Genomic DNA, 19,597 nt, shown 5'->3' with positions numbered 1-19,597 from the left:
CAGTCCCAGGATGCGATCGACCTTCAGCCGGTCGGCTTCGACTCCATACTCGCGACGTCCCGTACGAACGCAGTCAACCTTCGTCCTTCCGCTCAGGACCGGGCCGCCCCGGTGAGCTTGTCGAGGTCGGGCGCGTAGACGGTCATCCAGTGCGGATGCAGCCGGTAGTAGACCACGTCGTTGTCCCAGTCGAAGAGGTCGTCGCCGTAGAAGTCCTTGAAGTAGGCGAGCAGTTCCGGCCAGTCCGCGGCCGGCTCGCCGTGCCGGGGGTTGAGGATCTCCACCGTGCCGTGCGTGAACACGCCCAGGTCCTCCCCGCGCATGTGCGCGGCGCTGACGGCGGGGCGGGCGGCGAGATGGCGGGCCTTGGCGGCGTCGCGCGCCGTGCCGAAGTGCCACTTCCCGTGCAGGAAGTGCCCGTCCACACCGCTGATCCGCGGCTCGCCCTTGGCCGTCACGGTGGACAGGGCGAGGGTGCACATGCCGGTGAGGACCTGGGTGAGTTGCTCCGCGGTCAGCGTGCGCTCGGTGTTGATGATCGAGCGGAGGTGCGAGGTGGAGCGGGAGAGCGAGGCGTCGAGGAGAGCTTGAAGCTCTTTGAGATCTTGTGGTGTTTCGCGCATTGCGGTCCTTGTCTGTTCATGGGGCCCGGTCCACCCCCACGTCGGTGCCGACCGGTGAACCCATGATTGATCCAATACCCGACACCCTGTGTCATGTTTTTCTCATCGGTCCCCGGCTGCCCAGACCGGCGTGGACGCTCGTGGGTGTTCCGGAGCCTGCCCCGGCGACGGCGGCCTGGCCTCGATTCCGGCCGATGCCTAACAGAACGGGAAAGCGTCGCTACCCGAGGCCCGCGAGCAGCGCATCGAAGCCCGCCTTCACCGCGGAGGCCTCGCGGCCCCGGTGAGCGATCAGGTTGGCCGCGATCGGCGCGAGCAGGGCATCGGCGAGGAACCCCGCGTCCGCCTCCGGCTTGATCTGGGCGATCAGCAGGGCCAGGTGCTGGTGGTATGCCTCGTACGCCCCGCCGAAACGCGCGAACTCCCCGGCGGTCTCGGCCATCAGCAGCAGGTCGAGCTGGGCGAAGGTGCGATCGGTCAGCGCCTGGAGGAAGGCGCGTACCCGCTCGATCGCCGGCGCCCCGGGCCCCAGCGGGGGAGGGCCGGTCAGGAACGCCTGCTGGAACTCGCGCTCCTTCTCGTCGATGAGCGCATACGCCAGCCCCGACCTGTCGCCGAACCGCCGGTACAGCGTTCCGACCCCGACGCCCGAGGCGGCCGCGACGTCGGCCATCGCCAGCCCGTCCATGCCCGCGGTGGCGACGATCTCTGCGGCCGCGGCAAGGATCTTCGCGCGGTTCCTGGCGGCGTCAGCCCGCTCCCGTGCCACGCCTGCACTCTATCGGCATTGATAAACGGAACGCGTTCCGGATACTGTTAAGCGGAATCAGTTCCGCATAGTGGAGGACTCATGCTCGATGGCAAGGTCGCACTCGTCACCGGCGGCAGCAGGGGCATCGGCGCGGCCATCGCCCGCCGCCTGGCCGAAGCGGGCGCCGATGTGGCGATCACCTACGCGACAGCGGCGAGCCGGGCGGAAGCCGTGGTCAAGGAGATCGAGGCGCTCGGCCGCCGCGGCCTGGCGACGGCCACCGAGGCAAGCGACGCCGAGGCGCTCCAGGCAGCCGTCGCCCGCACCGTCTCAACCTTCGGCCGCCTCGACATCCTGGTGAACAACGCCGGGATCGCCCCGTTCGGCCCGCTGGAGGAGGTCAGCCTGGACGAGCTCGACCGCACCCTCGCCATCCACGCCAGAGCCGCCTTCCTCACGTCGCAGGCCGCCGCCCGCCACCTGCCGGCCGGCGGGCGGATCGTGAACATCGGCAGCAGCCTGGCCGAACGCGTCCCCTACCCCGGCTGGACTCTTTACTCGATGAGCAAGTCCGCCCTGATCGGCCTCACCAAGGGCCTCGCCCGCGACCTCGGCCACCGCGACATCACGGCCAACCTCGTCCACCCCGGCTCCACCGACACCGAGATGAATCCCGCCGACGGCCCCGACGCCGACACCGAACGCTCCTACACCGCCCTCGGCCGCTACGGCACCCCGGACGACATCGCGGCCACCGTCCTCCACCTGGTGGGCCCGGCCGGTCGCACCATCACCGGGACGGCCATCACGGTGGACGCCGGAGCGACGGCCTGATGTCCCGGCTCTGACTCTCGGGTTCTCTTCGGACTCAGGCCCCTGCTCTTGCCGGAGGCCCGGAATCGCAGGGCCGCGGGCTGCTCGGCCCCCGGCGCGGCCGTCTCGCTGAGGACCTCCGACCCGGTCAAGAGGTACGTCGGACTGCACCTCGCTCCCGACGGCACGGTGACCGCGGGTGAGGCGGTCGATCTGGTCTGGATGTCGGTCCTGCGCGTGCTGACGGACGCCGGGGTGCCTGTGGGCGAGGCGGTGGAGTGCCGCGTCTGGTGGCCGTCCGCGGTCACCCGACCACCGCGATCACCAGGCAGGAGCCCGCCGGACGCCGGGAGCCGCGCACCAGGCTCCGAAATCCCGAAAAATACGGGCTTGTGGTGGATTATGGCGCTCGGTAAGGATGCTGGGAGGCGGACGGTGATCCCGTCCGATCGCAGGCTAGACAAAGGACGCCGGATGACCCAGGCCGACGCGGTTGCATCTCTCGTGGAGCGAAGGCTGGGCCGCGCTCTCGATCCCGATCTCAACTTCTTCGAAGCCGGTCTCGACTCGCTCGCCCTGGTCGCGTTGCACGAGGAGCTCACCAGCACACTGGGCCTGAGCCTGCCGGTCACCGCGATGTTCACCCACCCGAACCTGCGCGCACTCTCGCACCTGATCACGCAGGGCCAGGCGCCCGCCAGGCAGGACGGCGCCCGCCGCCGCCCGCTGGGCGGCAGCCGCCGCGACGTGCGTGCCAGGATCCGTAAGGACGGTCTGTGACCCCTCACGAACAGCCCATCGCCGTGATCGCGATGGGGCGCTTCCCGCAGGAGGTGGGGGCGGCCGAGGAGGCCGGGCACGATCCAGGGGCGCAGGTCGTCCGGCTGTACGGCGGAGTGGGCAAGGCCTGCGCGGCGCTGCTGGCCAGGGAGTGCGAGCTGGCCGTGACCGACGCCGGCGAGCTGCCACCGGGCACGCTGCGCGGCACCCTGGTCCTGCGGCTCCTCGACCGGGCGTTGCTCGACGGCGACCTGGTGCACCGGGTGATCTGGCCCGACGACCTGGAGGTCGAGGAGGGCTATCCGCCGGTGCACGCCCCGGGTGACGGCCGCCCGCGCGTGGTCGTGTGGTCCGGCCGCACGCAGGAGGAGGCCGAGTCGGTACGGCGTACCCTGGCCGGGTTCTTCGCCGGACTGCCGGAGGATCGCTACGCCGACGCGACGGGCACCCTGCAGCAGGGACGCGTCCACCACCCCGTGCGAGGCGCGGTGGTCTGCCGGAGCGCCGCGGAAGCCGCTCTCGCGCTGGGCCGCGAGCACGCCTACGAGCAGGAGCCGGTCCGCCTGTCCTTCCCCGACGAGGCGGCGGGTCTGTACGGGGTGGAGCGCGTGTTCACCGAGGCGGTGGACGTGTGCGAAGAAGCTTTGGAAGCGCGAGGTGTAGAGCCGCCACCCGCCTTCGCCACCGCCTACGGGCTGGCCGCCACCCTCGCCGCCTGGGGCATCCGCGCGGAACCCCCGGACCCGGCCCTCCTCACGAGTGACCGCCCGCTGGAGGAGACGCTCGCCGGCCTCGCGCGCCCTCCGCTGCGGGAGGCGCTTGGCGGCCTCGCGCACCTCCCGAGCGGGGAAGAGCTTGGCGGCCTCGCGCAAGGGACGGCCGGAGCCGAGGTCCGGGTGGGTGGCGATCTCGCGGGGCTGCTGGCCGCCGTGGCCAGGTTCTGGACCGGCGGCGGCCGGGTGGACTGGGCCACGCTCGACCCCGACCACCCGCTGCAACGCCTCCCCATCCCGCGGCCGCAGCCGGAGCTGCCCGCCTCCGTGGAGGAGCCGCGCCCGCTGCCGGCGGTGCCGTACTCCTTCTGGGTTCTGGAGCAGCTCGCGCCGGACAGCGGCGTGTCGAACCTGGCGGTGGCGCTCAGGTTCGAGACACCGCTGCGCAGGCTGCCGCTGCAGATCGCGGTGAACCGGCTGGTCAAGCGGCATCCGGCGCTACGCCTGCGGTTCCCCGTGGTCGGCGGGACGCCCGTCAGGCACCTGGTCGCGCCCCAGGACGCCCAGCTGAAGGTCGAGGTGCGGGCCACGACGGAGGAGACGCTGGTCGCTGACCTGCGGTCCTTCCTGGACGAGCCCTTCGACCTGGGCCGCGACCTGCTCATCAGGGTGGGACACTTCACCCTGCCCGACGGCGCCGGGACCGTGGTGTGCCTGGCCGGCCACCACATCGTCATCGACGGCATCTCCCTGCAAGTCCTGGTGGAGGAGCTGGGCCGCTTCTACGACAGCCAGACCGGGCACGGCACGCTGCCGCCCGAATTGGCGGGGCCCGCGCCGATGCTGGAGCCGGGGGAGCCGTCGGAAGAGTCGATCGGCTACTGGCTGGACCGGCTCGACGGCGTGGACCCCGCGTCCATGGTGCTGCCGGGGAGCAGGCACTCGCCGGGCCGCCCGACGTTCGCCGGACACACCTGCTCGTGGCGGGTCGACGCCGAGACGGTGGCGGCGCTGGACGAGCTGCGGGCCACGCTGCGCACCACCGGCAACATCGTGCTGGCCACCGCCTTCCTGCTGACGCTGCGCGGGCACGGCGCCGGCCCGGACCTGGTGATCGGCATGCCGGTCAGCACCAGGACGGGCGAGGAGCGCAAGCGCGTCGGCTACGCCGTGAGCACGCTGCCGCTGCGCGTCCACGTCGAGCTGGACGACGACTTCGAGCAGGTCGCCAGGCGCGTGGAGGAGGCTTTCGCGGAGGGGATCGAGCACGCCGACGCCTCGGTGGAGGCGGTGCTGACCCGCCGCGGGCACGGCACGGACGACTGGCGGGTCCCGCTGTTCCGGCACATGTTCAACTACCGGCCCTGGAGCGACGAGAAGGTGCACATCCAGGGCGAGGTGCCCGGATACGTCGAGGACCTCATCGACCGCAGCCGCCTGGACCTGCAGTGCAACGTCATCCAGGAGCCGGATCGGCTCACCGTCCGGATGGGGCACAGCACCGAGGTGCACGACGAGGACGAGATCGCGGCGTTCGCGGCCAGGATGTGCGCGGTGGTGCGGCAGGCGGCGCGCGGCGGGGTGCGGGACGTGCTCTCGCCGGCGGACCGGGCGTTGCTCGACCGGGTCAACGGCACGCGCCGCACCTGGCCCGGCACGCTGGTCGAGCGCATCGCGCCCGGCCCGGCCGTGGCGGTGCGCGAGGGCGGGCGCGAGGTCAGCTATGACGAGCTGCTGGGGCGCGCGGCCGCGGTCCGCGACCTGCTGCACGAGAGAGGGGTACGGCGCGGCGACGTCGTGGCCCTGGCCCTGGATCGCTCGGCGGACCTGGTGGCGGCGGTGCTGGGCACATGGCAGGCGGGAGCGGCGTTCCTGCCGCTGGACGTGCGGCAACCGGAGGCGCGCCTGGCCTACCAGGTGGCCGACTCGGGTGCGCGGCTGGTCGTCGCGGCGGGCATGCCGCCGTGGGCGGGTGAGACGCCGGTCGCGCCGATGCCCGGCACGCTGGGAGTACCGGAGCCACCCGAGTACGGCAATATCGCCTATGTCATTTACACCTCCGGCTCCACCGGACGGCCCAAGGGCGTGCAGGTCACGCACGAGAACCTGACGAACCTGGTGCTCGACTTCGCCGACCGGCTCGGAGCGCCCACGAGCGTTCTGTGGTCCACCACCACCTCTTTCGACATCTCCTGGCTGGAACTGCTGCTGCCGCTGGCCTCCGGAGGCGTCGTGGTGGTGGCCTCGGACGAGGACCAGTTGCAGCCGGGCAGGCTCCTGGGCCTGATCGCCGCGGCCGACGTCCAGGTGGTGCAGGCCACGCCGACCGCGTGGCGGCTGATCGCGCCGGAAGCCGGGCGGGAGCTGGCCGGCCGCACGGTACTGTGCGGCGGCGAGCCGATGCCTGCCGCCCTGGCCAGGGACCTGCTGGAGCTGGGCTGCCGGCTGTTCAACGTCTACGGGCCCACGGAGACCACCATCTGGTCCACCGCCGCCGAGCTGCGCGAGCCGCCGCTCGATCCGGTCCCCGCGGGGGAGCCGCTGGCCAACACCCAGATCTTCGTCACCGACGCCGCGGGCCGCGAGCTGCCGCCGGGCGTGCCGGGCGAGCTGTGCGTCGCCGGTGCGGGGGTGAGCGCGGGCTACCTCAACCGGCCGGAGCTGACGGCGGAGCGCTTCGGACACCACGACCGGTACGGCCGGTTCTACCGGACCGGCGACCGCGCGCGGATCCGCCACGACGGCACGCTGGAGCTGCTCGGCCGTGACGACAGGCAGATCAAGCTGCGCGGCCACCGCATCGAGCTCGGCGAGGTCGAGGCGGCCCTGCACGAGCACGAGGCGGTACGGACGGCCGCGGTGATCCTCGACGGCGACCCGCAGAGCGACGGACGCCTCGTCGCCTTTCTAGAGCTCATCGACCGAGCCGCTGACCTCGGGCTCACCAGCCGGGCCGCTGATCTCGAGGTCACCGGCCGAGCCGCTGACCTCGGGACCACCGGCCGGACCGCTGACGGGGAGCTGTGGCGCTTCGCCAGGACGCGGCTGCCCGACTACGCCGTTCCCACCCGCTACATCATCACCGGCAGGCTCCCCACCACCGCCAACGGGAAGATCGCCTATCGCGAGCTGGTCGTGCCCGACGAGGACGGCGCCCCGGCGCGGGAGGCGGGCGACGGGCTCGTCCGGCAGGTGGTGGCGCTGTGGCGCGACGCGCTGAAGCGGCCCGGCCTGGGGCCGCACGACAACTTCTTCCTCAACGGTGGCCACTCGGTGCTGGCCGTCCGGCTGATCCGCCCGCTGGAGGAGCTGGCGGGGCGGGCCGTCTCGGTACGGGCCGTGTTCGACCATCCGACACCGGCCGAACTGGCCCTGCATCTGGGGGAGGCCCGATGACGCCGTGGTTCGCACAGGTCAAGGAGGGGGAGCGGGCGCTGGTCGCCTTCCCGCACGCGGGCGGCGGTCCGGCCTCGCTCGGCGAGCTCGCCGGACATTTCCCGCCCGAGGTGGGCTTGTGGGCGGTCAACCTGCCGGGGCGCCAGGCCAGGCTTGCCGAAGAGCCACGGACCGACCTCGACGGGCTGGTCGACGATCTGGCGCGCGACCTCGCCGGGTGGCGCGAGCCGTACACGCTGTTCGGCTACTGCAGCGGGGCGCTGCTGGCCTTTCTCGTCTGCCGTCGCGTGGTCGAGCTGGGTGGCCGGCCGGAACGGCTGATCGTGGCCTCGTTCGCCGCGCCGGACGTGACCCTGCTGCTGCGCCGCCTGCCGTCGCTGCCGTCGTGGTTGTTCTGGGAGCAGCTGATCGCCCTCGGCGGCGTCCCGCCGGAGCTGGCCGATCGGGAGGCGCTCTGGCCGGTGCTGGAGCCGGCGCTCCGCGCCGACTTCGGGTTGCTGGCCGGCTATCACCACCGGCCGGGGCCACCGCTGCCGGTGCCCATCTCCGTCCTGTACGGCGTCCGGGACGCCTCGCTGACCAGGGGCGGCCTGCTGGGCTGGCGGCGGCAGAGCGTGCACAGGCCCGCGCTGAAGGAGCTCGACTCCACCCACTGGCTGGCCGAGGAGACTCCGGACGCCCTGGCAGCCACGATCGCTGAGGAGATGGGATGCGCCTCGGTTACAGCATGAGCTACTGGGGCGGTGCGGGCCTCGGCCCGGCCGACCACCTGGCGCTGGTACGAGAGGCGGAGGCACTGGGCTATTCGTCCGTGTGGGCGGCCGAGACCTACGGGACCGACCCGGCGAGCCTGCTGGCCTGGATCGCGGGCCAGACCGAGCGCATCGCGCTGGGCACCGGCGTGCTCCAGATGTCGGGACGCAAACCCGTGGTCGCCGCGATGACGGCGGCCACCGTCGACCAGCTCTCCGGCGGCCGCGCCCGGCTGGGCGTGGGCCTCTCCGGCCCGCAGGTGGTCGAGGGCTGGCACGGCGAGCCCTTCGACCGGCCGCTGGCCCGCGCTCGGGACTACCTCCAGGTGGTGCGCAAGGCGCTGGGCGGCGAGCCGGTGCGGCACGACGGAGCCACGATGACGCTGCCCCTGCCCGGCAGCGAGGGCAAGGAGCTGACGCTGGCCGTCTCGCCGGTGCAGGACCGGCTGCCGGTCTACCTGGCCGCGATGGGACCCAAGACCGTCGCGCTGGCCGGTGAGCTCGCCGACGGCTGGCTGGCCATCCACTTCCCGCCCGACCACCTGGCCAAGATGGCCAAGCACCTGAACCGCGACGGCCTCGACATCGCGCCCATGGTGCTCACGCTGGTCGAGGAGGACCAGGAGCTGGCCTACGACATGATGCGGCCCATGCTCGCCCTCTATCTCGGCGGCATGGGCTCGCGCCGTACCAACTTCTACAACCGCCTGGCCGCCACGCTCGGCTTCGAGCAGGAGGCCGCCCGCATGCAGGAGGCGTTCCTGGACGGGCGGCAGGGCGAGGCCATGACGATGCTGCCCGACGCGCTCGTGGACGCGATGACCATGTGCGGCCCCGCGGGCAAGGTGCGCGAGCGGATGGCGGCCTACCAGGAGGCGGGCGCGACCACGCTGATCGTCGGCCTGGTCACGCCCACCCGGCGGCTGCGCAGCCGCCAGCTACGGCTCATTGCGGCTCTGGCGCCGGCATCTCCTTGAGCTTGGCCAGGGGCGACCAGGCCATCGCCGCCATCGGCACCAGCGCGCCGATGGCGACGACCACCCACAGCGCCGTACGCGTCCCCAGGGCGCCGGCCAGCAGGCCCGCGCCCAGAGCGCCCAGCGGGGCGGGGATCAGGCCCAGCGAGTAGATCGAGGCCACCACGCGGCCCTGCAACCGCGGCGGGGTGATCGTCTGCACCAGCGTGGTGTTGGTGACGAAGAAGATCTGCGAGGTGACGCCGCTGATCAGCTGCGCGGCGACCAGCATGGTCACCGAGACCCAGACCGGCCCGGTGGCGAGGGGGATGAGGAAGAGCGCGAGGTTGCCGTACACGATCGACCACAGCAGCACCCCGCCGATCGCGAAGCGCCGCATCACCTTGACGGCCAGCAGCGCCCCGATGATCGAGCCCACGCCGCCACCGGCCAGGATGCTGCCGAACCAGGCCGCGGGCACGCCCAGGTCACGGATCACGTACAGGGCGTAGATCGAGTTCATCGAGCCCAGGATGAACAGCGAGTACACGGCCGACGAGATGGCCAGCGGCCGGATCAGCTCGTGCCGCAACACCCAGCCCATGCCCTGCCAGATCGCCTTGTGCACCTGCCCGGCGGTGGTGTCGTCCGGCTCCGGCCGCGCTTCCGGCCGCTTGATCAGCGCCACCGCTATCGCGGAGGCCAGGTACGACACCGCGTCGATGACCAGCAGCGCGGGCGCGGAGATCACCTTCAGCAGCGCCGCGGCCAGGCCGGGGCCGAACGTCTGGGCGGTCGACTCGGTCAGCTGCAGCTTGGAGTTGCCCTCCAGGAAGTTCTCCGGCGGCACCAGGAACGGGAAGTAGCTGCGGTAGGCCGTCTGGAAGAGCGTGCCGAGCAGCCCGATGGCGAAGATGACGCCGTAGATCCAGGCCAGCGTGAGCATGTCGGCGAACCACGCGATGGGGATCAGCATCAGCAGCACGAAGCGCGCCACGTCCGTCCAGATCAGGATGGGCCGCTTGCGCACCCGGTCGGCCAGCACGCCGAAGAGCAGGAAGAGCACCATCGGAACCCGGAGCAGGAAGCCGATGAGGCCCATCTCCTCCTCGGAGGCGTGCAGCACGGTGACCGCGATGACGGGGATCGCGAAATAGGTGATCGCCGAGCCGAACTGCGACAGGCTCTGCCCGGCCCACAGGCGCAGGAAGTTGCCGTTGCGCCACAGGCTGGTCTGTTCACTGGTCGGGGATGCCATGATCCATCCACCTTCTGATCTCGGTGGCCGCTCCGGCGACCAGGGGTTCGTACAGGATCGGGACGCGTTCCTCGGGGATCGGGACGTGCGCGAACCGCCCCTTGGCGACGGAGGACCAGGTGCCGTCCTCGCGCCTGGGCGCGAAGAGCGCGATGTCGCCGTCGTAGGGTTCGTGCCGGTAGCCGCCGACCGCGTGCGCGTTGGCCCGGAACACGGCCAGGTAGCGGCGCGCCTGCTCGACCTCGGCGGTGTCGGGGGCCAGCCGGTCGGCGGCCGAGGCGGCGCCCATGACCGCCAGCAGCCGCTCCTCCGGCGGCTGGGCGGCGAGCTCGGCCGGGTCCAGCCCGAGGGTTTCCTCAGGCCCGCCGGCCAGCGCGTGGAACAGCAGGACCGTGTCGTCCTCCAGCGACGCGCCGGCCACGGGCTCTTCGGCATCGGCGTAGAAGAGCACGACGAGCGGCACCTGCTCGCCGCGCTCGCGCAGGCGCCTGGCCACCTCCAGAGCGATGTTCCCGCCGATGCAGAACCCGCCCAGCACGTACGGCCCCGCCGGCCGTACCTCCAGCAGGTCGGCCACGTAGGCGTCGGCCATCTCGGCGAGCGTGGCGTGCGGCTCCTCGCCGGGCACGAGCCCGCGCGCGGCGATGGCGTACACCGGCTGGTCGGGGCCGAGGCGGCGGGCCAGCGGGTGGTAGCGGAAGACCTGGCCGCCGAGCGCGTGCATGAAGAAGATCGGCGTACGGTCGCCGTCCGGGTTGAGCGGCACGACGTGGCTGGGCGGCGCGAGGTCATCGGTCTGGCGGAGCACCCTGGCCAGCGCGCTGATCGTCGGCGCGGCCAGGAGGGCGGCGACCGGCAGGCTGCGTCCCAGCTCCTGGCGGATGCGGGCGGCCAGCCGCAGGGCGCTCAGCGAGTGGCCGCCGAGCTCGAAGAAGTCGTCCAGGATCCCGGCCGCGGGCACCTTCAGCACCTCTTCGTAGAGCGTGGCGAGGCGCGCTTCCACCTCGTCACGCGGCGGCACGTACGGCCGGCCGCTCGCTGTCTCCGGCGGGGGCAACGCGGCCCGGTCGAGCTTGCCGCTGCGGGTGAGCGGCAGGGCGTCCAGGTGCACCCACCGGCGCGGGATCAGGTGGTCGGGCAGGACGTCACGGAGGTCGGGCACGTCGCCGACGACGTAGCCGACCAGGCTCTGCTCGTACGCCGTGACGGCCGCGTCGCGCACTCCCGGCTGCGCGCGCAGGGCGGCCTCGACCTCGCCGGGTTCGACGCGCATGCCGCGGATCTTGACTTGGTGGTCGGTGCGGCCGAGGTATTCGAGCTCGCCGGATGGCAGCCAGCGGGCGAGGTCGCCGGTCTTGTAGAGGCGTTGGCCGTTGGGTGCGGGGAGGAAGCGTTCGGCGGTGAGTGCTGGTTTGCCCAGGTAGCCGCGGGCGAGCTGGATGCCGCCGAGGTAGAGCTCGCCGGGTGTGCCGATGGGGACTTCGCGGAGGTGCTGGTCGAGGACGTGGAGGGTGGTGTTGTCGACCGGCTTGCCGATGGGGACGATCGGCTCTCCGGGCTGGCAGGGGTGCCAGGAGACGTCGATGGCGGCTTCGGTGGGGCCGTAGAGGTTGTGCAGGCCGGGGAGGTCGAGGCCGGGTGGGAGGGCTTCGCCGGAGCAGATGATCCGTGGTGGGGGCTGGATGTCGTCTTCTTCGAGGAAGGCTTGGAGCATGGAGGGGACGAAGTGGGTGGTGGTGATCTGTTCGGTTTTGATGAGGTCGCGGAGGTAGGCGGTGTCGCGGTGGCCGCCGGGCTTGGCGATGATCATGGTGGCGCCGGTGATGAGGGGCCAGAAGAGCTCCCAGACCGAGACGTCGAAGGTGGTGGGTGTCTTGTGCAGGACGCGGTCTTGCGGGGTGAGCTGGAAGGTGTCCTGCATCCAGCGCAGCCGGTTGACGATCGCCCGGTGGGAGACGCCCACGCCTTTCGGGCGTCCGGTGGATCCTGAGGTGAAGATGACGTAGGCCAGGTTGTCCTCGTGCACCCGCACGACGGGTGCCGGGCCCGCATGCCCGTCCGCTGCCGTGAGCACCAGGCCGGCGCCCGCGTCGGCCAGCATGCCGCGCGTCCGCTCCGCCGGGTGGCCCGGATCGAGCGGCAGGTAGGCGCCACCCGCCGCCAGCACCCCGAGGAGCACGACCGGGAGGTCCAGGCCGCGTTCCATGCACACGCCGATCGGCTGGTCCACCCGCACGTCCAGCCCGGCCGCCACGGCGCGGGCCCGCTCGGCCAGCTCGCGGTAGGTCAGCCGGTCGCCCTCGAAGACCAGCGCCGTCGCCTCCGGCGTCCGCTCGGCCTGCTCGAAGACCAGCTCGTGCAGCAGCCCGCCCGGATGCTCCCGGGCGGTGGCGTTCCAGCGCGCGAGCTGCTCGCGCTCTTCGGCCGGCAGGATGTCCAGGCGGCCCACCGGCACGTCGGGCGCCGCCACCACCGCACGCAGGAGCGCGGCGAACCGCCGCGCCAGCCGCTCGATCGTCTCCGGCCGGAACAGCTCGCTGTTGTAGACGAAGCGTCCCCCCAGCCGCTCACCCCGCTCGGCGGCGTAGAGCTCCAGGTCGAACCGGGTGGTCGTGCTGTCCGGCTCGAAGCCCTCGCCGCCGTCGCGATAGCTCTGCAGCGCGAACAGCACCTGCACCAGCGGCGGGCGGCTGACATCGCGTTCGGGGTCCAGCTCGGCGACCAGCTTCTCGAAGGGCAGCTCCTGGTGGTCGTAGACCTCCAGCGCCCCATCCCGCGTACGGCGCAGCAACTCGGCGAACCCGGGATCGCCCGCCAGCCGCGCCCGCAGCGGGAGCAGGTTGACGAACAGCCCCACCATGTCCTCGAACTCGGGCCTGCTCCGCCCGGCCACCGGCGACCCCACCGCGAAGCCGCTCATGCCGGACCAGCGGGCCAGCAGCACCTGGAAGGCGGCGAGCAGCCCCATGTAGAGCGTCGCCCCCTCGGCCCGGCACAGCTCGCGGAACGCCGCCACGTCCAGCTCAACGTCGTGCCAGCCGCCCCGGAAGCCCTGCCGGGGCGGGCGGGGCCGGTCCAGGGGCAGCTCGAGCACCTGCAGCCCGTCCAGCTCGCCGCGCCAGAACGCCAGGTCGTCGGCCAGCCGCGTGCCGCTCAGGCGCTCCCGCTGCCACACCGCGTAGTCGCCGAAACCCAGCCGCGGACCGCGCTCCGGCGGCGTCAGGAGCTCGCGGAGGATGAGGTCGGCCGACCAGCCGTCGGCGACGATGTGATGAACGGCGACGAGCAGCGCGTGGTCACCGGGCGCCAGCCGGGCCAGGGTGGCGCGCAGCAGCGGGCCGGTCGCCAGCTCGAAAGGCAGCGCGGCGTCGGCGCTGAGCACCTGCCTGGCCGCCGCCTCCGTCGTCACGTCCACGACGCGCAGCGGGACACGTACCCGATCGGCCACCCGCACCACCGGCCGCCCGTCGGGGCCGGCGGGGAAGGTCATGCGCAGGCTCTCGTGCCGGGCGACCACGGCGTCGAGCGACTGCCGCAGCCGTTCGGCGTCGAGCGGGCCGTGGATCCTGGCCGACACGGGCAGCACGTAGGCGCTCGTCCCGGGGGCGAACTGCTCCATGAACCACAGTCGCTCCTGCGCGAACGACAGCGGCGGATCGCTGCCCGCGGCACGCCGCGGGATCTCCTCCGCGGCGCCGGTGTCAGCGCCGGGGCCGGTGCCAGTACCGGTGCCAGTACCGGTGCCGGTGCCGGTGTTCAGGCCCGCCAGGGCCTTGCGGAAGCGGGCCTCCACGCGCGCACGCCGCTCACTCACGCTCGTCGGCCTCCTCGGCCAGGCGCTCCAACGCCGCGGCCAGCAGGCGGGGCGTCGGGTGGGTGAAGGCCAGCTTGAGCGGCACCTCCAGCTCGATGGCCGCGGCGATGCGGGCCGTGGTCCTGGTGGCCAGCAGCGAGTGGCCGCCGAGCTGGAAGAAGTCGTCCAGCACGCCCACCCGCTCCAGCCCCAGCACCTCGGACCAGACCAGGCAGACGAGCTCCTCGGCCGCGCCGGTCGGCGGCTCGTACGTCGCGCTCGGCGGCTGGCCCGGCGCGGGCAGCGCACTCTGGTCGACCTTGCCGCCGGGGGTCAGCGGGATGCGATCCAGCGAGACGATCGCGCTGGGCACCATGTGCGGAGGGAGCTCGGCGGCGAGGTGATCGCGTAACGCGTCCCCGGCGTCGTGGACGGCGTAGGCGATCAGGCGGTCGTCGCGGACCACCACGGTGGCCTGCCGTACCGACGGGTGGGCGAGCAGCACGGACTCCACCTCGCCCGGCTCCACGCGGTAACCGCGCACCTTCACCTGCCGGTCCAGGCGGCCGAGGATCTCCAGCCTGCCGTCCAGCCGGAAGCGGGCCCGGTCGCCGCTGCGGTAGCGGCGCGAGCCGTCAGGGCCGGGGACGAAGCGCTCGCCCGTGAGGGCGGGCGCGCCCCGGTAACCGCGCGCCAGGCCGCTGCCGCCGATGTGCAGCTCACCTGCGACACCGGGCGGCACCGGGAGCCCGTCGGGGGCCAGCACCTCAAGCGTGGTGCCGGGCAGGGCGACGCCCACGGTCGGGCGGCGCAGCGCCTCGGCGGGGTCCATCTCGGCGGTGGCGGCGATGATCGTGGTCTCGGTGGGGCCGTAGCTGTTGATCAGGCGGACGCCCGGGGGCCCGGAGTCGTACCAGGAGGCCAGGGCGGGGCCGGGCAGCGGGTCGGCGCCCAGGATGAGCAGCCGGAGCCCGGGCGGCCAGGCGACGCCCATGGCCACCAGCTCCTGCCAGTACGACGTGGGCAGGTCCAGCACGGTGAGCGCGGCACCCTCGGGAGTCTTCAGGAAGTCGGGCAGCGGCTCGTCCGGGCACAGAACGAGCTCCGCGCCGGCGGCCAGCGCCGGGTAGATCTCCTCGGCGTGGGTGTCGAAGCTCGGCGAGGCGAACTGCAGGACGCGGTCGCCCGGCCCGAGCTCGTAGTGCTCCCGCATCCAGCTCACCCGCGACGCGAGCGCCTCGCGCGGCACCTCCACGCCCTTGGGGCGCCCGGTCGAGCCCGAGGTGTAGATCACGTACGCGAGCGAGCCCGGCGCCGCGGCCCGGAATGATCTTCCCGGCTCGGACAGGTCGTCCTCGTCCAGCACCAGGGCCGCGCCCGCGTCCGCCGCCATCCATCGCAGCCGCTCCGGCGGGTAGGCCGGGTCGAGCGGCAGGTAGGCGCCGCCTGCCTTGCCGACGGCGAGCATCCCGGCGATCAGCTCCACCGAGCGTCCGGCGCGCAGGCCCACGACCGTGTCCGGGCCGACCCCGGCCTCGGACAGGCGCCCCGCCAGCGCCGTGGCCATGGCGTCCAGCTCGGCGTAGGTGACCCGGCGGGTGCCGTGGCTCACCGCCGGCGCGCCGGGCGCCAGCCGGACGCGCTCCTGGAAGAGGTCGAGCACGTCGCGCGCGGGCGGCTGCGGGGTGTCGAGGACCGGCGGCCGGTCCTCGGGCAGCAGCATGGCCACGCGCAGCGCGGACAGCGGCGCGCCCGGGTCGCCCGCGACCGTCTCCAGCACCCGCTCCCACCGCCGCAGCAACCGCGTCGCGGTCTCCTCCTCGAACAGGTCGCCGGCGTAGGACAGCATCGCCCACAGGGAGCCGTCGAACTGGGTGACGTCCAGCATCAGGTCGAACTTCACCTGCGCCGCCCCGGGGTCGAAGATCTCCACTTCGACGCCGGGCAGCGGAAGGGCGGAGGCCTCCTTGTCCTGGATCACCAGCATCGCCTGGAACAGCGGCGTCGTGCTCAGGTCGCGGCGGATGCCGAGGTCGTTGAGCAGGCGTTCGAAGGGGATGTCCTGGTGCGCGAAGGCGTCCAGGACCGTCGCCCTGGTCCGCGCGAGCAGCGTGCGGAAGGACGGGTCGCCGGACAGATCGCCGCGCAGCACGAGCGTCTCGGGGAAGAAGCCGACGACGTCCTGGAGCTCCGGGCGGTCGCGCCCGGCGATGACCGAGCCGACCGTGAGGTCTTCGGTGCCGCAGTGCGCCCCCAGGAGGAGCTGGTAGGCGGCCAGCAGGACCATGAAGAGCGTGCACCGCTCGTCCCTGGCCAGCTGCTCCAGGCGGGCCGTCAGCTCGGGGCCGATGCGGCGCGCGCAGTAGTCGCCACTGGGCTCGCGCACGGCCGGCCGCGGCCGATCCACCGGCAGGTCGAGCGGCTGCACGCCGTCGAGCTGGGCCCGCCAGTAGTCCAGGGACTCCTGCGACGGCTCGCGGCCCCGCTGCCAGGCCGCATAGTCGCGGTAGTCGGCCGAGGGAGTGCCCAGCCCGGCCGCGTTCCCGGTGTAGCAGGCGGCCAGCTCGGAAAAGATGATCTTGAGCGACCAGCCGTCGGCCACCAGGTGATGCAGGACCAGGCAGAGCACGTGATCGGTGGCCGACAGCGTGATCAGGTGCACCCGCACCAGCGGGCCCGTGGCCAGGTCGAACGGGGCGTTGGTCAGCTCGGCCACGATCGCCGTGGCGCGCGCCTCGCGTTCGGAGGCGGGCAGGCCCGCGAGGTCGACCGGCACCGGATCGAGCTTCAGCTCAGGCTCGACGACCTGGACCGGCCTGCCCTCCACGGAGGGGAAGCGGGCCCGCAGCATCGGGTGCCGCGCCGCCACGGTGTTCAGCGCCCCGGCGAGGTCCTCGGTGGACAGCTCACCGCGCAGCCGCTGCACCATGTACATGTTGTAGGAGGCGTCGGCGGGGTCGAGCCGCTGCAGGAACCAGAGCCGCTCCTGCCCGTAGGAGAGCGGCGCCGGCGCGTCCGGATCGCTGCGCGCGGGAATGCCGGTGGGCCGCGCCTTCGGCTGCCGCAGGAGCTTGCGCTCCAGCGCCGCACGCTGCTCCGGGCTGAGCCGGGCCAGCCGCCCTCTCACCTCGCTCATCCGTCCGCGTCCTCTGCCAGCAGATCGTCCAGCTCGACGTCGCCGAGCTGGAGTTCCAGTACGGCCAGCGCGTGCTCGGCCACCGTGGTGAGCTCGAAGCAGACCCGCAGGTCCATCTCGATCCCGTACGCCTCCCGGTACCTGGTGATCAGCAGGACGGCCAGCAGCGAATGCCCGCCGAGCGCGAAGAAGTCGTCCTCGATGCCCACCCGGTCACGGCCGAGCAGCTCGCCCCAGAGCGCGCACAGTTCCTCCTCCAGCGGCGTCTCCGGCGCGACGTAGGTGGTGCCCAGATCGCTGCGGCCGGGCCCGGTGGGCGGCGGCAGCGCGGCGCGGTCGAGCTTCCCGCTCGGGCCTAGGGGGAACTCGGTGACCCGGACGAACGCCTGCGGAACCAGCGCCGGCGGCAGCTTGCCCGCCAGCCCGGTCCGCAGCTCGTGCGCCAGCTGGGCGGCCTCGCCCGTCCAGTCCACGTAGGCCACCAGCCCGCGCCCGCCCGGCGCGTCGTCGCGCAGGGCCACGACGGCCCTGCGCACCCGGGCGTCCTCGGCCAGCGCCGCCTCGATCTCGCCCAGCTCGACCCGCCAGCCGTGCACCTTCACCTGGTCGTCGATGCGGCCGAGGAACTCCAGCTCCCCGTCGGCGCGCAGCCTGGCCAGGTCGCCGGTGGCGTACAGGCGCGCGCCCGGCGGGCCGTACGGGTCGGGGACGAAGCGCTCGGCCGTCAGCCCCGGCCGGCCCGCGTAGCCGCGCGCCACCTGGACGCCGCCGATGTGCAGGTGACCGGGTACGCCGACCGGCATCGGCTCCAGGTGCCCGTCGAGGACGTGCAGGCGGCAGCCGGGCATCGGGCGGCCGATGGGGATCACCGTCTCGCCCGGCCGGCAGGCGTGCCAGGAGACGTCGACGGCCGCCTCGGTGGGGCCGTAGAGGTTGTGCAGCTCCACGCCGGGCAGGCGGTCGAAGAAGCGGGCCGCCATCCTGGGCGGCAGCTCCTCGCCACTGCACACCACGCGCCGCAGGGACGTGCACGACTCGATGTTCGCCTCCTCCAGGAAGAGGGCGAGCATGGACGGCACGAAGTGCATCGTGGTGACCGCGTGCCGCTTGATCAGGTCGCGCTGGTGGCCGGGGTCGCGGTGGCCGCCCGGCCGTACCGGGACGAGGCAGGCGCCCTGCAGCAGCGGCCAGAAGAGCTCCCACACCGACACGTCGAAGCTGGTCGGGGTCTTCTGCATCACCACGTCGCCGGCCGTCAGGCCGAACGTCTCCTGCATCCAGGCCAGGCGGTTGACGATGCCGCGATGGGTGTTGACCACCGCCTTCGGCCGGCCGGTCGAGCCCGAGGTGTAGATCAGGTACGCGGCGTCGTCCGGTCCGGTCACCGGTTCGAGATCGCCGGAGTCGAGGTCGTGGTCGTCCTCCAGCAGCACCGCCTTGATCGGCCCGCCGGGCGACAGGTGGCGCTGGGTGAGCAGCACCTGTGCGCCGCAGTCGGAGAGCATGAACTCCAGCCGGTCCCGCGGGTATTCGGGATCCAGCGGCACGTACGCCCCGCCCGCCTTGAGCACGGCGAGAAGCGCGACGACCAGCTCGGGCGAGCGCTCCGCGCAGACCGCGACCGGCCGGCCGCGCTCGACGCCGATGTGCCGCAGCCACCGGGCGAGCCGGTTGGCGCGGCCGTTGAGCTCGGCGTAGGTGAGCGTGGCATCGCCGGAGACCACCGCGGGAGCGCCGGGAGTCGCGGCGGCTTGGGCCTCGATCAACGCGTGCAGGGTCCCGGGCGCGGCCCGGGGCGCGCCGGCCCCGAGGGCCAGCACCCGCTGGCGCTCCTCCTCCGGGAGCACCCGGAGCGCGGACACCGCCCGGTCGGGGTCGGCGACGGCTGCCTCGACCAGGGTCCGCAGGTTGGCCTCGAAGCGCTCGATCGTCTCCGGATCGAACAGGTCGGTGGCGTACTCCAGCCGGGTGTGCAACCGCCCGTCACGCATGTTGACGTCGAGCTGGATGTCCACCTTCGCGGTGCCGTTGCCGATCTGCCCCTCGTTGGTGCGGACGGCCAGGTTGAACATCACCTGGTAGAGGGCCGGCACGCTCAGATCCCGGGCCGGCTGCAGGTCCTCCACGAGCCGCTCGAACGGCAGCTCCTGATGGTCCAGCGCCTCCGCCACCGTCGCCCGCACGCGCGCGGCGGCCTCGCGGAAGCTGGGCGCGCCCGACAGGTCCACGCGCAGCGGCACCGCGTTGACGAACATGCCGATGACCGGCTCGGTCTCGGGCAGCAGCCGTCCCGCGATCGGCGTGCCCACCACGATGTCGTCGATCCCGGACCAGCGCGACAGCACGCTCGCGTACGCGGTGAGCATCACCGTGAACAACGTCGCGTTGAGCTCCTTGGCCAGCCGCTCCACGCCCTCCGACAGCTCGGGGGAGTAGGCGCCGAGCCGGATCTCGCCCCGATAGGTACGGCGGGCCGGCCGCGGCCGGTCGCCCGGCAGAGCGAGGTCGGCGGGCACCCCGGCCAGCCGTTCGCGCCAGTGCGCCAGCTCGGTCTCCAGGAACTCGCCGGACAGCCGGCCGCGCTGCCACACGGCGAAGTCGGCGAACTGGATCGGCAGCTCGGGCA

At 72.9% G+C, this 19,597-nt stretch carries 11 protein-coding genes (1 of these 11 only partly in view); 5 read left to right on the top strand and 6 right to left on the bottom strand.

The window, feature by feature from the left end; genetic code table 11:
• Positions 1-92 precede the first annotated feature (92 nt).
• Together ETD85_RS00400 and ETD85_RS00395 are read right to left on the bottom strand one after the other, a co-directional pair.
• Positions 93-623, bottom strand: coding sequence for a pyridoxamine 5'-phosphate oxidase family protein (locus ETD85_RS00400; protein WP_138687530.1), 531 nt, complete (start codon positions 621-623; stop codon positions 93-95).
• A gap of 220 nt (positions 624-843) precedes the next feature.
• Positions 844-1,392 (bottom strand): TetR/AcrR family transcriptional regulator, encoded by a 549-nt coding sequence (locus tag ETD85_RS00395; RefSeq protein WP_240778693.1) that lies wholly within the window; start codon positions 1,390-1,392, stop codon positions 844-846.
• An 81-nt stretch (positions 1,393-1,473) separates the two neighbouring features.
• Between ETD85_RS00395 and ETD85_RS00390 the strand changes: the two genes are divergently transcribed.
• From ETD85_RS00390 to ETD85_RS00370, 5 genes are all read left to right on the top strand, one after another.
• Positions 1,474-2,208, top strand: coding sequence for an SDR family NAD(P)-dependent oxidoreductase (locus tag ETD85_RS00390; protein WP_138687529.1), 735 nt, complete (start codon positions 1,474-1,476; stop codon positions 2,206-2,208).
• A 453-nt stretch (positions 2,209-2,661) separates the two neighbouring features.
• The gene (locus ETD85_RS62780) at positions 2,662-2,967 is read left to right on the top strand and encodes an acyl carrier protein (RefSeq protein WP_170246433.1); all 306 of its coding nucleotides are present in this window, start codon (positions 2,662-2,664) and stop codon (positions 2,965-2,967) included.
• A complete protein-coding gene (locus ETD85_RS00380) occupies positions 2,964-7,076 on the top strand; it encodes a non-ribosomal peptide synthetase (protein ID WP_138687527.1) in 4,113 nt (1,370 codons plus the stop codon). Before ETD85_RS62780 ends, ETD85_RS00380 begins: the two co-directional genes overlap by 4 nt.
• Positions 7,073-7,807 carry a thioesterase II family protein gene (locus tag ETD85_RS00375; RefSeq protein WP_138687526.1) on the top strand — a complete coding sequence of 245 codons (735 nt, stop codon included), beginning with the start codon at positions 7,073-7,075 and terminating at the stop codon, positions 7,805-7,807. The genes ETD85_RS00380 and ETD85_RS00375 overlap by 4 nt, the downstream gene beginning before the upstream one ends.
• Complete coding sequence (locus ETD85_RS00370) at positions 7,786-8,805, top strand: LLM class F420-dependent oxidoreductase (protein ID WP_138687525.1); 1,020 nt, start codon at positions 7,786-7,788, stop codon at positions 8,803-8,805. Before ETD85_RS00375 ends, ETD85_RS00370 begins: the two co-directional genes overlap by 22 nt.
• Here ETD85_RS00370 and ETD85_RS00365 read toward each other — a convergent pair.
• The 4 genes in view from ETD85_RS00365 to ETD85_RS00350 are tightly spaced (each overlapping or abutting the next) and all read right to left on the bottom strand, a layout consistent with a single transcriptional unit that may run on beyond the window.
• A complete protein-coding gene (locus ETD85_RS00365; protein ID WP_138687524.1) occupies positions 8,774-10,042 on the bottom strand; it encodes an MFS transporter in 1,269 nt (422 codons plus the stop codon). The genes ETD85_RS00370 and ETD85_RS00365 overlap by 32 nt on opposite strands.
• Positions 10,023-13,856 (bottom strand): non-ribosomal peptide synthetase, encoded by a 3,834-nt coding sequence (locus tag ETD85_RS00360; protein ID WP_138687523.1) that lies wholly within the window; start codon positions 13,854-13,856, stop codon positions 10,023-10,025. Before ETD85_RS00360 ends, ETD85_RS00365 begins: the two co-directional genes overlap by 20 nt.
• Positions 13,849-16,971 (bottom strand): condensation domain-containing protein, encoded by a 3,123-nt coding sequence (locus ETD85_RS00355; protein WP_138687522.1) that lies wholly within the window; start codon positions 16,969-16,971, stop codon positions 13,849-13,851. The genes ETD85_RS00360 and ETD85_RS00355 overlap by 8 nt, the downstream gene beginning before the upstream one ends.
• On the bottom strand, positions 16,968-19,597 hold the 3' portion of the coding sequence (locus ETD85_RS00350; RefSeq protein WP_138687521.1) for a non-ribosomal peptide synthetase. Its footprint extends 511 nt past the window's final position; only the last 2,630 of its 3,141 coding nucleotides appear in the window; the start codon falls outside the window, past its right edge — the gene reads right to left on this strand; its stop codon occupies positions 16,968-16,970. Before ETD85_RS00350 ends, ETD85_RS00355 begins: the two co-directional genes overlap by 4 nt.

The organism is Nonomuraea zeae, from assembly GCF_005889725.1.
In the GTDB taxonomy this organism is placed as follows: Bacteria; Actinomycetota; Actinomycetes; order Streptosporangiales; family Streptosporangiaceae; genus Nonomuraea; species Nonomuraea zeae.
Note: the sequence above shows the minus strand (reverse complement) of the source record. Positions and strands in the feature narration are given on the sequence as shown.

Bases quoted from the DNA above. Each gene is read 5' to 3' on its own strand.
- ETD85_RS00400 (WP_138687530.1), bottom strand. From the start codon at position 623: ATGCGCGAAACACCACAAGATCTCAAAGAGCTTCAAGCTCTCCTCGAC.
- ETD85_RS00390 (WP_138687529.1), top strand. From the start codon at position 1,474: ATGCTCGATGGCAAGGTCGCACTCGTCACCGGCGGCAGCAGGGGCATC.
- ETD85_RS62780 (WP_170246433.1), top strand. From the start codon at position 2,662: ATGACCCAGGCCGACGCGGTTGCATCTCTCGTGGAGCGAAGGCTGGGC.
- ETD85_RS00375 (WP_138687526.1), top strand. From the start codon at position 7,073: ATGACGCCGTGGTTCGCACAGGTCAAGGAGGGGGAGCGGGCGCTGGTC.
- ETD85_RS00370 (WP_138687525.1), top strand. From the start codon at position 7,786: ATGCGCCTCGGTTACAGCATGAGCTACTGGGGCGGTGCGGGCCTCGGC.
- ETD85_RS00365 (WP_138687524.1), bottom strand. From the start codon at position 10,042: ATGGCATCCCCGACCAGTGAACAGACCAGCCTGTGGCGCAACGGCAAC.
- ETD85_RS00355 (WP_138687522.1), bottom strand. From the start codon at position 16,971: ATGAGCGAGGTGAGAGGGCGGCTGGCCCGGCTCAGCCCGGAGCAGCGT.